Here is a 14055-nt window from a genome sequence, read left to right as displayed (position 1 = left end):
ATATGTGAATTATTTCTTCTTAACTATTTGATAATTAAGTCCTAAATAAGATTGCAAATTGTTACTTCGATCACTTGACGATTTTTTCCTTCTTGAATAGCAATGTGTTTTTATTTTTATGCACAGGCTGTGGACGAATCAGGCATCCCGAGGCAGGCCCTTTTCGATTGCGTTGACCAGACGCCTTTGCCTGGGGGACTGCACCTCAACAACACCCGCATTCCGGCGCGCAAGTTGCTGCGCAATCGCCCATTCGATGTGTTCATCAAGAAGTGGGTGCTCACCTCTGCGACTTTGCAGTGCGGTCAGGGCGGCTTCGCTCCAGGGCGCATTGCCGAGAGCAACCGCGATGTTACGCAGCCAGCGCAGATGACCGATACGGCGAATAGCCGATCCTTCCGTGACTTTTAAAAACCAGGCTTCGCTCCAGGCGAACAGCTCAATCAACTCCGGCGCATGAAGCTGTTTGCGTGGGCTGAAATCGTCTTCGTCAGCCAATTGCGAGTAGCGGTTCCAGGGACAAATCAACTGGCAGTCGTCACAGCCGTAAATACGGTTACCCATCAATGGCCGTAACGCTTCAGGGATTGCGCCTTCCAGTTCGATGGTGAGGTAGGAGATGCAGCGACGTGCGTCCACTGTGTAAGGTTCGACGATTGCGCCTGTTGGACAGGTGGTCATGCAGGCGACGCATTTGCCACAGCTTTCTTCCACAGGAGAATCAACCGGCAGTGGGAGATCAATCAGTAACTCGCCGAGAAAGAAAAATGATCCCGCTTCGCGATTAAGGATAAGTGAGTGCTTACCCGTCCACCCCAGACCGGCTTTTTCGGCAAGAGGACGTTCAAGAAGGGGCGCGGAGTCGACAAAAGGTCTAAAATTCAGCGAGACGCAGTGTTGCTGGATCATCTCGCCCAGCTTTTTGAGGCGGTTACGTAAAAGCTTATGATAGTCGCGGCCAAGCGCATAACGGCTGACGTAACCTTGTGTGGGATTATTCAGCGTACGGGCAAATGCGGCATTGGCGGGAAGATAATTCATCCGCACGCTGATCACGCGGAGCGTGCCGGGCAACAGCTCGTGGGGGCGCGCACGCATCATCCCGTGGCGCGCCATCCAGTCCATTTCGCCGTGGTACTGTTTGTCCAGCCATGCCTGCAGTTTGGGTTCGGACTCGCTCAGGTCGGTATCGGTAATGCCCACTTGCTGAAAGCCCAGTTCCAGTCCCCACTGCTTGATTTTTTGCGCTAACTGATTGAGATCGAGGGGCTCTGACATGACGGACCATACAATGAAGAAAAACCTCACAAGTATACCACACTCCATCTGGCCCGCCGACGACATCAGACGGCTGGAACGTGAGGCCGCAGACGCCTTAGGGTTAACGCTGTTTGAACTCATGCTACGCGCGGGCGAAGCCGCATTTGACGTTGCGCGTGAGAGCTGGCCTTTTGCCCGTCACTGGCTGGTGCTCTGTGGTCACGGCAATAACGGCGGTGATGGTTATGTTGTCGCGAGGCTGGCGAAGGCCGCGGGTATTCATGTCACGTTGCTGGCGCTGGAAAGTGATAAACCCCTTCCGGAGGAAGCTGAACACGCACGTGACGCCTGGCTTAATGCCGGAGGGGTTATTCATTCTCCGGCGATTGTCTGGCCGGAAAACGTGGATCTGATTATCGATGCGCTGCCGGGGACTGGATTAACGCAGGCCCCTCGCGAACCTCTTGCAGAATTAATCGCACATGCCAATGCGCATCTCGCCCCCGTTCTGGCGCTGGATATCCCGTCTGGTTTGCTGGCACAAACGGGCGCAACGCCTGGCGCGGTCATTGATGCCGATCGTACCGTCACGTTTGTTGCGCTCAAACCCGGTTTGCTGACGGGGAAAGCCCGGGATGTCACGGGGCGTATTCATTTCAATGCGCTGGGTCTTGAGGACTGGCTGGCAACACAAGAGGCACCCGTCCAGTGTTTCGACAACGCGCAGCTTGCGGGGTGGCTCGCACCGCGTCGCCCGACGTCACATAAAGGCGATCACGGACGACTGGTCGTTATTGGCGGCGATTGCGGTACGGCGGGAGCCATTCGGCTGAGCGGTGAAGCGGCGCTACGTGCTGGCGCCGGTCTGGTGCGCGTGTTGACCCGCAGTGAGAATATCGCCCCATTACTAACCGCCCGTCCTGAACTGATGGTGCATGAACTGACACCTCAGTCCCTTGAGGAAAGCCTTGCGTGGGCGGATGTCGTTATTATTGGCCCTGGTCTTGGTCAAACGGAGTGGGGCAAAAAGGCTCTGCTAAAAGTCGAGAATTTTCGTAAACCGATGCTCTGGGACGCGGATGCGTTGAACCTGCTGGCAATCAATCCCGATAAACGTCACAATCGCGTCATCACACCGCATCCGGGAGAAGCCGCACGGTTACTGGGTTGTTCTGTCGCAGAAATTGAAAACGATCGCTTACATTCTGCACAGCGTCTGGTAAAACGTTACGGAGGCGTTGCGGTGTTGAAAGGGGCGGGAACGGTGGTTGCAGCAGAACCGGATGCGTTGGGCATCGTTGATGTCGGAAACGCCGGTATGGCCAGCGGCGGCATGGGCGACGTGCTTTCCGGTATTATTGGCGCATTGCTTGGGCAGAAGCTTACCCCGTATGATGCAGCCTGTGCTGGCTGTGTGGCTCACGGTGCGGCGGCAGATGCACTGGCGGCGCATACAGGTATGCGCGGCATGCTGGCAACCGATCTTTTTTCCACGCTACAGCGTATTGTTAACCCTGATGTGATTGACGTTTATCATGATGAATCGAGTAATTCCGCTACCTGACGAACAGGCAACCTTAGACCTGGGACAACGGGTAGCCAATGCCTGCGATGGCGCGACCGTTATCTATCTGTACGGTGATTTGGGCGCGGGCAAAACCACCTTTAGCCGGGGATTTCTTCAGGCCTTAGGCCATTGCGGTAATGTAAAAAGCCCAACCTATACGCTGGTCGAACCCTATTCGCTCGAGAACCTGATGGTCTATCACTTTGACTTGTATCGTCTTGCTGATCCCGAGGAGCTGGAATTTATGGGGATCCGCGATTATTTTGCCAATGATGCCATTTGCCTGGTGGAATGGCCACAACAGGGGAAAGGTGTACTCCCGGACCCGGATGTCGAAATACACATAGATTATCAGGCGCAAGGTCGAGAGGCGCGCATCAGTGCTGTCTCCTCGTCAGGTGATTTGTTGCTGGCGCGTTTAGCCGGTTAACCTTAAAGGTGGCGGGATGATTTATCGCATCAGAAATTGGTTGGTGACCGCGCTGGTCCTGCTGTGCGCGCAGGCCGGAGCCGCCAGCCTCTCCGATATTCAGGTTTCCAACGGTAACCAGCAGGCGCGTATTACGCTTAGTTTTATTGGCGATCCGGAATATGCTTTTTCACATGAAAGTAAGCGTACTGTTGCGCTGGATATCAAACAAACGGGCGTGATCCAGGGTCTGCCGCTGCAATTTAGCGGTAACAATCTGGTGAGAGCGATTCGCTCAGGTACGGCGAAAGACCCGCAGTCGTTACGACTGGTGGTGGACTTAACCGAAAACGGAAAAACCGAAGCGGTAAAACGGCAGAACGGCGGCAATTATACGGTGGTCTTTACCATTAATGCCGATACACCGCCGCCGCCACCACCTGCACCTGTCGTGGCGAAACGCGTTGAAACGCCTGTCGTGACGCCGTCTCCGGGCGAACCGGCGCGAAATCCCTTTAAATCCGCTAACGATCGCACCACTGCGGTCACGAGCAGCAATACGACCACGCGTCCGGCCGCCAGAGCGGTGTCCAGCAATGGCGATAAAGTGGTGATCGCCATTGATGCCGGTCACGGTGGACAAGATCCTGGAGCGATTGGGCCCGGCGGTACGCGAGAGAAAAATGTCACCATGGCGGTCGCCCGTAAATTGCGTACGTTGCTCAATGACGATCCGATGTTTAAAGGTGTGCTAACCCGCGACGGTGATTACTTTATCTCCGTGATGGGGCGTTCAGACGTGGCGCGTAAGCAAAATGCCAACTTCCTGGTGTCGATTCACGCTGATGCTGCGCCGAATCGCAGCGCGACGGGCGCGTCCGTGTGGGTGTTGTCAAACCGACGCGCCAACAGTGAAATGGCTAACTGGCTGGAAGAGCATGAAAAACAGTCGGAGTTGTTGGGCGGCGCGGGGGATGTGCTGGCTAACAGTCAGTCTGATCCTTACCTGAGCCAGGCTGTGCTGGACTTGCAGTTCGGCCATTCCCAACGGGTGGGGTATGATGTGGCCACCAACATGTTAGGCCAGCTTGAACGGATCGGTTCGTTACATAAACGACGTCCTGAGCATGCCAGCCTGGGCGTTCTGCGTTCGCCGGATATCCCTTCAGTGCTGGTTGAAACAGGATTTATCAGCAATCGCAGCGAAGAACAGCTTCTGGCAAGTGAGGCGTATCAACAGCAACTGGCTGACGCGATTTACAAAGGACTGCGTAACTACTTCCAGGCCCATCCGATGCAGTCGGCGCCGCAGGGAAATGCGGCGCAAACCGCGAGTGCAGCAAGGCCTGGTGAGTCGTTGATTAATTAAGGAATTTACATGCCGATTCAGGTGTTACCGCCACAACTGGCGAATCAGATTGCTGCAGGTGAAGTGGTGGAGCGGCCTGCATCGGTGGTCAAGGAACTGGTAGAGAACAGCCTTGATGCCGGAGCCACGCGTATCGATATTGATATTGAACGCGGTGGCGCGAAGTTGATTCGTATCCGCGACAATGGCTGTGGTATCAGGAAGGAAGAGCTGGCGCTGGCACTGGCGCGCCACGCCACCAGTAAAATTGCCTCCCTTGACGATCTGGAGGCGATTATCAGCCTCGGCTTTCGCGGTGAAGCGCTGGCAAGCATCAGTTCAGTATCGCGCCTGACCCTGACGTCGCGTACGCAAGATCAGCAGGAAGCCTGGCAGGCTTATGCCGAAGGCCGTGATATGGATGTCACGGTGAAGCCCGCCGCGCATCCGGTCGGCACTACGCTTGAAGTTCTCGATCTGTTTTACAACACTCCTGCGCGGCGCAAGTTTATGCGCACCGAGAAAACCGAATTCAACCATATAGATGAGATCATTCGCCGCATTGCGCTGGCCCGTTTTGATGTGACGATCAATTTGTCGCATAACGGAAAGCTGGTGCGTCAGTATCGCGCAGTGGCAAAAGACGGTCAGAAAGAGCGTCGTCTGGGCGCGATTTGCGGTACACCGTTTCTCGAACACGCGCTGGCAATTGAGTGGCAGCATGGCGATCTGACGCTGCGAGGTTGGGTGGCCGATCCTAACCACACCACGACCGCGCTGGCGGAAATTCAGTACTGCTACGTGAATGGACGGATGATGCGTGACCGGCTGATTAATCACGCGATTCGCCAGGCCTGTGAAGATAAGCTGGGCGCCGATCAGCAACCTGCGTTTGTGCTCTATCTTGAAATTGACCCGCATCAGGTGGATGTCAACGTGCATCCGGCCAAGCACGAAGTGCGTTTTCATCAGTCGCGGCTGGTGCACGACTTTATCTATCAGGGCGTGCTGAGCGTGCTGCAACAGCAGCTTGAATCGCCGTTGCCGCTGGAGGCCGACGGTGAACCCGCGCCACGCCAGGTTCCGGAAAACCGCGTGGCAGCCGGGCGAAACCATTTTGCCGAGCCAGCAGAGGTTCGTGAACCTACAACACCGCGCTACACCTCATCGCCGTCGACGGGCAACAGTGCGTCGCGTCCGACATCTGCCTCCTGGCCGCATGCGCAGCCGGGATATCAGAAACAACAAGGCGAAGTGTATCGCCAGCTCCTGCAAACGCCCGTTCCGGCGGCAAAATCGTCCTCTCCGGAACCCGCAACATCGGCACTGGCGGGGCACAGCCACAGCTTTGGGCGCGTACTGACTATTGTGGGCAATGATTGTGCATTGCTGGAACGCGATGGACAGATCCACCTGCTGGCGCTTCCGGTCGCCGAACGTTGGCTGCGTCAGGCGCAGCTCACTCCGGGGCAAGGGCAGGTTTGTGCTCAGCCGTTGCTGATCCCGCTGCGCTTAAAAATATCGGCACAGGAACGAGGCGCGCTGGAAAAAGCACAGCGTGCTCTGGCCGAACTGGGCATTGAATTTCAGTCAGATGTCCAGCATGTGACCATTCGGGCAGTGCCTTTACCCTTACGCCAACAAAATTTACAAATCTTGATTCCTGAACTGATAGGCTACCTGACGCAACAGTCAGCACTGGATACTGGTGATATGGCGCAGTGGATTGCGCGTAATTTGATGAGTGAACATTCCCGGTGGACAATGGCTCAGGCCATTACCCTGCTGGCTGATGTGGAGCGGCTTTGTCCGCAGCTCGTGAAGGTGCCGCCGGGTGGTCTGTTACAACCTGTTGATTTACAAACGGCGATGAATGCCCTGAAACATGAGTGATATCAGTAAGGCGAGCCTGCCGAAGGCAATTTTTTTGATGGGGCCAACGGCCTCGGGCAAAACGGCGTTAGCGATTGAGCTACGTAAAGTTTTGCCAGTAGAGTTGATAAGCGTGGATTCCGCCCTTATTTACAAAGGGATGGATATCGGTACGGCAAAGCCTGACGCTGAAGAGTTAAAGGCCGCCCCGCACCGATTGCTGGATATCCGCGATCCGTCGCAGGCTTATTCAGCCGCGGATTTTCGTCGGGATGCGTTAGCGGAAATGCGCGACATCACGGCAGCAGGGCGTATTCCGCTGTTAGTGGGTGGTACGATGTTGTATTTCAAGGCGTTGTTGGAGGGGCTCTCGCCGTTACCATCGGCAGACCCGGACGTCAGGGCCAGAATTGAGCAACAGGCGGCTGAGCTTGGGTGGGATGCGTTGCACCAACAGCTTCAGACAATCGATCCGGTTGCGGCTGCGCGTATTCATCCAAATGATCCGCAAAGACTTTCCCGGGCACTGGAAGTTTTTTTCATTTCGGGTAAAACTTTAACGGAACTGACGCAAACGTCAGGTGATGCTTTACCGTATCGGGTGCATCAGTTCGCTATCGCCCCGGCGAGCCGTGAAGTGTTGCATCAACGCATTGAGCAGCGTTTTCATCAGATGTTGGCTTCAGGATTTGAAGCAGAAGTTCGGGCGCTATTTGCCCGTGGAGATTTGCATACGGACTTGCCTTCCATTCGTTGTGTGGGATATCGCCAGATGTGGTCATATCTTGAAGGTGAAATATCATACGATGAAATGGTTTATAGAGGTGTTTGCGCCACGAGACAGTTGGCAAAGCGGCAGGTAACCTGGCTGCGTGGTTGGGAAGGCGTACACTGGCTTGACAGTGAAAAACCAGAACACGCGCTTAACGAAGTATTACAGGTTGTTGGTGCTATCGCGAACTGAATGTGTACAATTAAGGCGTATCGTGCGCAATTTTCAGAACCTAAAGGTTCAAAGTACAAATAAGCATATAAGGAAAAGAGAGAATGGCTAAGGGGCAATCTTTACAAGATCCGTTCCTGAACGCACTGCGTCGGGAACGTGTTCCAGTTTCTATTTATTTGGTGAATGGTATTAAGCTGCAAGGTCAAATCGAGTCTTTTGATCAGTTTGTGATCCTGTTGAAAAACACGGTTAGCCAGATGGTTTATAAGCACGCGATTTCTACTGTTGTCCCGTCTCGCCCGGTTTCTCATCACAGTAACAATGCCGGCGGCGGTACCAGCAGTAACTACCATCACGGTAGCAATGCGCAGGGTTCTGCTGCGCAACAGGACAGCGAAGAAACCGAATAAGGTTTTTGGCTGTTTTACACACGGGGAGCCAGATATTCTGCGTTCCCCGCTGATTTATATCGAGGGGTTGACGCTTGTTTGACCGTTATGACGCCGGTGAGCAGGCGGTACTGGTACACATCTATTTTTCGCAAGACAAAGATATGGAGGACCTCCAGGAGTTTGAATCTCTGGTCTCTTCCGCCGGTGTCGAAGCAATGCAGGTGATTACCGGTAGCCGTAAAGCACCGCACCCGAAGTATTTTGTTGGTGAAGGTAAAGCCGTTGAAATTGCGGAAGCCGTAAAAGCGACAGGCGCCGCCGTCGTGCTATTTGATCATGCATTGAGTCCTGCCCAGGAACGTAACCTGGAGCGGTTGTGCGAGTGTCGTGTCATCGATCGCACCGGTCTTATCTTAGACATTTTTGCGCAACGTGCGCGTACCCATGAGGGTAAATTGCAGGTTGAGCTGGCGCAGTTGCGCCATCTGGCTACGCGCCTTGTCCGTGGCTGGACCCACCTTGAAAGACAGAAAGGCGGGATTGGTTTGCGCGGTCCGGGTGAAACCCAGCTCGAAACCGACCGTCGTTTATTGCGTAACCGTATAGTGCAAATCCAGTCGCGCCTGGAAAAAGTTGAAAAGCAACGTGAGCAGGGGCGGCAGTCGCGCATCAAAGCGGATGTCCCAACTGTCTCGCTGGTAGGATATACCAACGCCGGAAAATCCACCCTTTTCAACCAGATAACCGAAGCCCGGGTTTATGCGGCAGACCAACTGTTTGCGACCCTGGATCCGACGCTGCGCCGTATTGACGTGGCGGATGTCGGTGAAACCGTGCTGGCGGATACCGTTGGCTTTATTCGTCATCTTCCGCACGATCTGGTAGCGGCGTTTAAAGCGACCCTCCAGGAAACACGTCAGGCCACGCTGTTACTGCATGTTGTTGACGCAGCGGATATGCGTGTGCAGGAAAACATCGACGCAGTGGATACGGTTCTCGAAGAGATTGATGCTCACGAGATCCCTTCCCTGATGGTGATGAACAAGATCGATATGCTGGATGATTTTGAGCCGCGTATCGACAGGGATGACGAGAACAAACCGATCCGTGTCTGGCTTTCGGCACAGACAGGGATAGGGATACCACAGCTTTTTCAGGCTTTGACGGAGCGGCTTTCCGGTGAGGTTGCGCAGCACACGTTGCGTTTGCCGCCGCAGGAAGGGCGTCTGAGAAGCCGTTTTTATCAGCTTCAGGCAATAGAAAAAGAGTGGATGGAGGATGACGGTAGCGTAAGTCTGCAAGTTCGCCTGCCGATCGTTGACTGGCGTCGCCTCTGTAAACAAGAACCGGCACTGGAAGACTATGTTGTCTGAGCTGACGGAGATGGCCTGAAGATTTTTTCGCCTCTGTACCTTGTGGATTTTGCGCGGCAGGAAATAGCCAACGCATCTGTAGTGCAAAAGAGACAGGTATAGCATCGCATAACAAATATGGAGCACAAACATGGCGTGGAATCAGCCCGGAAATAACGGACAAGACCGCGACCCGTGGGGAAGCAGCAAACCAGGCGGCAACTCTGAGGGAAATGGAAACAAAGGTGGTCGCGAGCAGGGGCCACCTGATCTGGATGATATCTTCCGCAAACTGAGCAAAAAGCTCGGTGGCCTGGGGGGCGGTAAAGGTACTGGCTCTGGCGGCGGAAGCTCATCGCAAGGCCCACGCCCGCATCTGGGTGGACGTGTCGTCACCATCGCGGCGGCAGCGATCGTCATTATTTGGGCAGCAAGTGGTTTCTACACCATCAAAGAAGCGGAACGTGGCGTGGTGACACGCTTCGGTAAATTCAGCCATTTGGTTGAGCCGGGTCTGAACTGGAAACCGACGTTTATCGACGAAGTAACACCGGTGAATGTGGAAGCTGTTCGGGAACTGGCGGCTTCTGGTGTCATGCTGACCTCGGATGAGAACGTGGTGCGCGTTGAGATGAACGTGCAGTACCGCATCACCGATCCGCAGAAATACCTGTTTAGCGTGACCAGCGCGGATGACAGTCTGCGTCAGGCGACCGACAGCGCCCTGCGTGGTGTTATCGGCAAATACACGATGGACCGTATCCTGACCGAAGGACGTACGGTTATTCGTAGCGATACCCAACGTGAACTGGAAGAAACCATTCGTCCTTACAACATGGGGATCACCCTGCTGGACGTCAACTTCCAGGCTGCGCGTCCGCCGGAAGAGGTGAAGGCGGCGTTTGACGATGCGATTGCCGCGCGTGAGAACGAGCAGCAGTACATCCGTGAAGCAGAAGCGTACACCAACGAAGTACAGCCGCGTGCGAACGGTCAGGCACAGCGTATCCTCGAAGAGGCGCGTGCTTACAAAACGCAAACCATCCTGGAAGCCCAGGGTGAAGTGGCGCGCTTCGCGAAAATTCTGCCGGAATATAAAGCCGCACCGGAGATTACCCGTGAGCGTCTGTATATCGAGACGATGGAAAAAGTGTTGAGTCATACCCGCAAAGTTCTGGTGAACGATAAGGGCGGCAATCTGATGGTGCTGCCATTGGATCAGATGCTGAAAGGCGCGGCTGCGCCAGCGGCAAAGAGCGATAGCGGTTCCAGCCTGCTGCGTCTGCCATCCACGTCTTCTTCCAGCAGCAGCGGAGCAAGCACCACCTCGTCCACCAGTCAGGGCGATATTATGGACCAACGCCGCGCTAACGCGCAGCGTAATGACTACCAGCGTCAGGGGGAATAACGATGCGTAAGTCAGTTATTGCGATTATCATCATCGTGCTGGTAGTGCTGTACACCTCAATCTTCGTGGTGAAAGAAGGTGAGCGCGGAATTAAGTTCCAGTTCAGCAGCGTCGTGCGTGATGCTGACAAAAAGCCGTTGATCTATGAGCCGGGTCTGCACTTCAAGGTGCCGTTTATTCAGTCGGTGAAAATGCTTGATGCGCGTATCCAGACGATGGATAACCAGGCGGATCGCTTTGTCACCAAAGAGAAGAAAGACCTGATTGTCGACTCTTACATCAAATGGCGTATCAGCGACTTCAGCCGTTACTTCCTGGCAACGGGCGGTGGCGATATTTCGCAGGCAGAAGTGCTGTTGAAACGTAAGTTCTCTGACCGCCTGCGTTCTGAAATTGGTCGTCTGGACGTGAAAGACATCGTGACCGACTCCCGTGGTCGTCTGACGCTGGAAGTTCGTGATGCACTGAACTCCGGTTCGGCGGGTACAGAAGATGAAGTGGCGACACCGGCTGCGGATAACGCGATTGCCGAAGCGGCTGAGCGCGTTCAGGCTGAAACCAATGGCAACGTTCCGGTGATCAACCCGAACAGTATGGCGGCGTTGGGGATCGAAGTGGTGGATGTGCGGATCAAGCAGATCAACCTGCCGACCGAAGTGTCTGAAGCGATCTACAACCGTATGCGCGCCGAGCGTGAAGCGGTCGCGCGTCGTCACCGTTCGCAAGGTCAGGAAGAAGCAGAAAAACTGCGCGCAACAGCCGACTATGAAGTGACGAAAACGCTGGCGGAAGCTGAGCGTCAGGGTCGCATCATGCGCGGTGAAGGTGACGCCGAAGCGGCAAAACTGTTTGCCGATGCGTTCAGCCAGGATCCTGATTTCTACGCCTTTATCCGTAGCCTGCGTGCTTACGAGAAGAGCTTCGAGGGGAATCAGGACGTGATGGTCATGAGCCCGGACAGCGATTTCTTCCGCTACATGAAGACACCGAACACCGCAACGCGATAATATCGCGCCAACGGTTTTAGGTAAGACGTATAAAACCACCAGCATCTTCAGGGATGCGGTGGTTTTCTTTTTATAAGGACGTTCGATGAACTCAACAATCTGGCTGGCGCTTGCCCTGGTGTTGGTGCTTGAAGGTTTAGGCCCAATGCTCTATCCGCGTGCATGGAAAAAAATGATTTCGGCGATGATACAGTTGCCCGAAAATACATTGCGTCGTTTTGGCGGCGGACTTGTGGTTGCGGGCATTGTGGTCTACTACATGTTGAGGAAAACGATTGGCTGATCAAAAAACGTGCGAAATTAGCTGTTTTTTGCATGCAAAAAGTGCTGTATATCTGAAAAAGCGATGGTAGAATCCATTTTTAAGCAAACGGTGATTTTGAAAAATGGGTAACAACGTCGTCGTACTGGGCACCCAATGGGGTGACGAAGGTAAAGGAAAGATCGTCGATCTTCTGACTGAACGGGCTAAATATGTTGTACGCTATCAGGGCGGTCACAACGCAGGCCATACTCTCGTAATCAACGGTGAAAAAACCGTCCTCCATCTTATTCCATCCGGTATTCTTCGCGAGAACGTCATCAGCATCATCGGTAACGGTGTTGTACTGTCTCCGTCTGCCCTGATGAAAGAGATGAAAGGGCTGGAAGATCGTGGCGTCCCTGTTCGTGAGCGTCTGCTGCTGTCTGAAGCATGTCCGCTGATTCTGGATTACCACGTTGCGCTGGATAACGCGCGTGAGAAAGCGCGTGGCGAAAAAGCGATTGGCACGACAGGTCGTGGTATCGGTCCGGCATATGAAGACAAAGTGGCGCGTCGTGGTCTGCGCGTTGGCGATCTGTTCGACAAAGCTACCTTCGCTGAAAAACTGAAAGAAGTGATGGAATATCACAACTTCCAGCTGGTTAATTTCTATAAAGTGGAAGCGGTTGACTACCAGAAAGTGCTGGATGATGTAATGGCGATTGCCGACATCCTGACCTCTATGGTTGTTGATGTGTCCGATCTGCTGGACCAGGCGCGCAAGCGTGGCGATTTCGTCATGTTCGAAGGCGCGCAGGGTACGCTGCTGGATATCGATCACGGCACCTATCCGTACGTAACGTCTTCTAACACCACCGCAGGTGGCGTGGCGACCGGCTCTGGCCTGGGGCCGCGTTATGTGGATTACGTTCTGGGTATCATCAAAGCTTACTCCACGCGCGTAGGTGCGGGTCCGTTCCCGACTGAGCTCTTTGATGACACCGGTGAGTTCCTGTGCAAGCAGGGTAATGAATACGGTGCAACGACCGGTCGTCGTCGTCGTACTGGCTGGCTGGACTCTGTCGCTGTGCGCCGTGCCGTGCAGATCAACTCCCTGTCTGGCTTTTGCCTGACCAAACTGGACGTACTGGACGGTTTGAAAGAGGTGAAAATCTGTGTGGCTTATCGTATGCCGGATGGCCGCGAAGTGACCACAACACCGCTGGCAGCAGACGACTGGAAAGGTATCGAGCCGATCTACGAAACGATGCCTGGCTGGTCTGAGTCCACCTTCGGGGTGAAAGAACGCAGTGGTTTGCCACAGGCTGCGCTGAACTACATCAAGCGTATTGAAGAATTGACCGGTGTGCCGATTGATATTATCTCCACAGGCCCGGATCGTACTGAAACCATGATTCTGCGCGATCCGTTCGACGCATAATTTGGGTTCGTGGCGCAGTGCCTGATGGCGCTGCGCTTATCAGGCCTACAGAGTGTACCAGGCCGGATAAGACGTAAGACGTCGCCATCCGGCATACTATCGCGTTATATCCTCGCTTTTTTCCTTCTCAAGTGAAATAAATTAGCGGCCTGGCTGGTGGCTGGTTTATCATCAATACAAATAAGATGTATCCCGTTTTCCCCTATTCCTTGAGGTTGATGTGCAGTTAACGAGTTTCACCGATTACGGACTACGCGCGCTGATCTATATGGCGTCGCTACCGGATGGCCGCATGACCAGTATTTCTGAGGTGACGGAAGTCTACGGCGTGTCCCGTAATCATATGGTCAAAATAATCAATCAGCTTAGCCGGGCTGGTTTTGTCACTGCTATCCGGGGAAAAAATGGCGGGATTCGCTTAGGCAAAGCTGCAAATACCATTCGCATCGGCGATGTCGTGCGTGAACTTGAACCACTGTCGCTGGTGAACTGTAGCAGCGAATTTTGCCACATCACCCCTGCCTGTCGACTCAAACAGGCACTTTCAACGGCTGTGCAACGTTTTCTCACGGAACTGGATAACTACACACTTGCCGATTTGGTTGAAGAGAATCAACCGCTTTATAAATTATTGCTGGTGGAATAATGAAGTCCAAAGTATTTCGCCTCGTATCGTGGCGGCAACTGAGTGACAAATTCGTCAGGAACGAATTTGAACAGCCGCAGGCTGGCCTTCGGTGAGAGACAGGGATGTCTCTCATAAATCCCCGGGAGCTTACAAAAGTAAGTGACTGGGGAGAGCAAAGGCT

General features: G+C 54.1%; 13 protein-coding genes. 12 read left to right on the top strand and 1 reads right to left on the bottom strand.

Annotation, left to right across the window (positions count from 1 at the left end):
- Positions 1–138: 138 nt before the first annotated feature.
- Entirely contained in the window at positions 139–1278 is a 1140-nt protein-coding gene (gene queG, locus WB371_RS13770) for a tRNA epoxyqueuosine(34) reductase QueG (RefSeq protein WP_336220625.1), read from the bottom strand.
- Here queG and nnr point away from each other — a divergent pair.
- From nnr to nsrR, 12 genes are all read left to right on the top strand, one after another.
- Positions 1277–2824, top strand: coding sequence for a bifunctional ADP-dependent NAD(P)H-hydrate dehydratase/NAD(P)H-hydrate epimerase (gene nnr, locus WB371_RS13765; RefSeq protein ID WP_336220624.1), 1548 nt, complete (start codon positions 1277–1279; stop codon positions 2822–2824). The genes queG and nnr overlap by 2 nt on opposite strands.
- Positions 2796–3257, top strand: coding sequence for a tRNA (adenosine(37)-N6)-threonylcarbamoyltransferase complex ATPase subunit type 1 TsaE (tsaE, locus tag WB371_RS13760; protein WP_336220623.1), 462 nt, complete (start codon positions 2796–2798; stop codon positions 3255–3257). Before nnr ends, tsaE begins: the two co-directional genes overlap by 29 nt.
- Positions 3258–3273: 16 nt before the next feature.
- Complete coding sequence (amiB, locus tag WB371_RS13755; protein WP_336220622.1) at positions 3274–4605, top strand: N-acetylmuramoyl-L-alanine amidase AmiB; 1332 nt, start codon at positions 3274–3276, stop codon at positions 4603–4605.
- A gap of 9 nt (positions 4606–4614) precedes the next feature.
- A complete protein-coding gene (mutL, locus tag WB371_RS13750) occupies positions 4615–6477 on the top strand; it encodes a DNA mismatch repair endonuclease MutL (protein ID WP_336220621.1) in 1863 nt (620 codons plus the stop codon).
- Positions 6470–7420, top strand: a complete 951-nt coding sequence (miaA, locus tag WB371_RS13745; RefSeq protein ID WP_336220620.1) for a tRNA (adenosine(37)-N6)-dimethylallyltransferase MiaA — start codon at positions 6470–6472, stop codon at positions 7418–7420. Before mutL ends, miaA begins: the two co-directional genes overlap by 8 nt.
- Positions 7421–7503: 83 nt before the next feature.
- Positions 7504–7812, top strand: a complete 309-nt coding sequence (hfq, locus tag WB371_RS13740; protein WP_336220619.1) for an RNA chaperone Hfq — start codon at positions 7504–7506, stop codon at positions 7810–7812.
- 74 nt (positions 7813–7886) lie between these two features.
- Positions 7887–9167, top strand: a complete 1281-nt coding sequence (gene hflX / locus WB371_RS13735) for a ribosome rescue GTPase HflX (protein ID WP_336220618.1) — start codon at positions 7887–7889, stop codon at positions 9165–9167.
- Between the two features lie 130 nt (positions 9168–9297).
- Positions 9298–10554, top strand: coding sequence for an FtsH protease activity modulator HflK (gene hflK, locus WB371_RS13730; protein ID WP_336220617.1), 1257 nt, complete (start codon positions 9298–9300; stop codon positions 10552–10554).
- A 2-nt stretch (positions 10555–10556) separates the two neighbouring features.
- Positions 10557–11561 (top strand): protease modulator HflC, encoded by a 1005-nt coding sequence (gene hflC, locus WB371_RS13725; protein WP_042321433.1) that lies wholly within the window; start codon positions 10557–10559, stop codon positions 11559–11561.
- Between the two features lie 85 nt (positions 11562–11646).
- Positions 11647–11844: a DUF2065 domain-containing protein gene (locus tag WB371_RS13720; protein ID WP_336220616.1), complete on the top strand. Its 198-nt coding sequence runs from the start codon at positions 11647–11649 to the stop codon at positions 11842–11844.
- Positions 11845–11947: 103 nt separating this feature from the next.
- Positions 11948–13246, top strand: a complete 1299-nt coding sequence (purA, locus tag WB371_RS13715; RefSeq protein WP_336220615.1) for an adenylosuccinate synthase — start codon at positions 11948–11950, stop codon at positions 13244–13246.
- A gap of 220 nt (positions 13247–13466) precedes the next feature.
- Positions 13467–13892, top strand: a complete 426-nt coding sequence (nsrR, locus tag WB371_RS13710; RefSeq protein ID WP_336220614.1) for a nitric oxide-sensing transcriptional repressor NsrR — start codon at positions 13467–13469, stop codon at positions 13890–13892.
- The last annotated feature ends 163 nt before the right edge of the window (positions 13893–14055 follow it).

Source organism: Citrobacter amalonaticus, from assembly GCF_037053465.1.
GTDB lineage: Bacteria > Pseudomonadota > Gammaproteobacteria > Enterobacterales > Enterobacteriaceae > Citrobacter_A > Citrobacter_A amalonaticus_H.
Note: the sequence above shows the minus strand (reverse complement) of the source record. Positions and strands in the feature narration are given on the sequence as shown.

Excerpts from the sequence above, each read along its gene's own strand:
- nnr (WP_336220624.1), top strand. The coding sequence starts at position 1,277 with ATGACGGACCATACAATGAAGAAAAACCTCACAAGTATACCACACTCC.
- queG (WP_336220625.1), bottom strand. The coding sequence starts at position 1,278 with ATGTCAGAGCCCCTCGATCTCAATCAGTTAGCGCAAAAAATCAAGCAG.
- tsaE (WP_336220623.1), top strand. The coding sequence starts at position 2,796 with ATGATGAATCGAGTAATTCCGCTACCTGACGAACAGGCAACCTTAGAC.
- amiB (WP_336220622.1), top strand. The coding sequence starts at position 3,274 with ATGATTTATCGCATCAGAAATTGGTTGGTGACCGCGCTGGTCCTGCTG.
- mutL (WP_336220621.1), top strand. The coding sequence starts at position 4,615 with ATGCCGATTCAGGTGTTACCGCCACAACTGGCGAATCAGATTGCTGCA.
- miaA (WP_336220620.1), top strand. The coding sequence starts at position 6,470 with ATGAGTGATATCAGTAAGGCGAGCCTGCCGAAGGCAATTTTTTTGATG.
- hfq (WP_336220619.1), top strand. The coding sequence starts at position 7,504 with ATGGCTAAGGGGCAATCTTTACAAGATCCGTTCCTGAACGCACTGCGT.
- hflK (WP_336220617.1), top strand. The coding sequence starts at position 9,298 with ATGGCGTGGAATCAGCCCGGAAATAACGGACAAGACCGCGACCCGTGG.
- hflC (WP_042321433.1), top strand. The coding sequence starts at position 10,557 with ATGCGTAAGTCAGTTATTGCGATTATCATCATCGTGCTGGTAGTGCTG.
- WB371_RS13720 (WP_336220616.1), top strand. The coding sequence starts at position 11,647 with ATGAACTCAACAATCTGGCTGGCGCTTGCCCTGGTGTTGGTGCTTGAA.
- purA (WP_336220615.1), top strand. The coding sequence starts at position 11,948 with ATGGGTAACAACGTCGTCGTACTGGGCACCCAATGGGGTGACGAAGGT.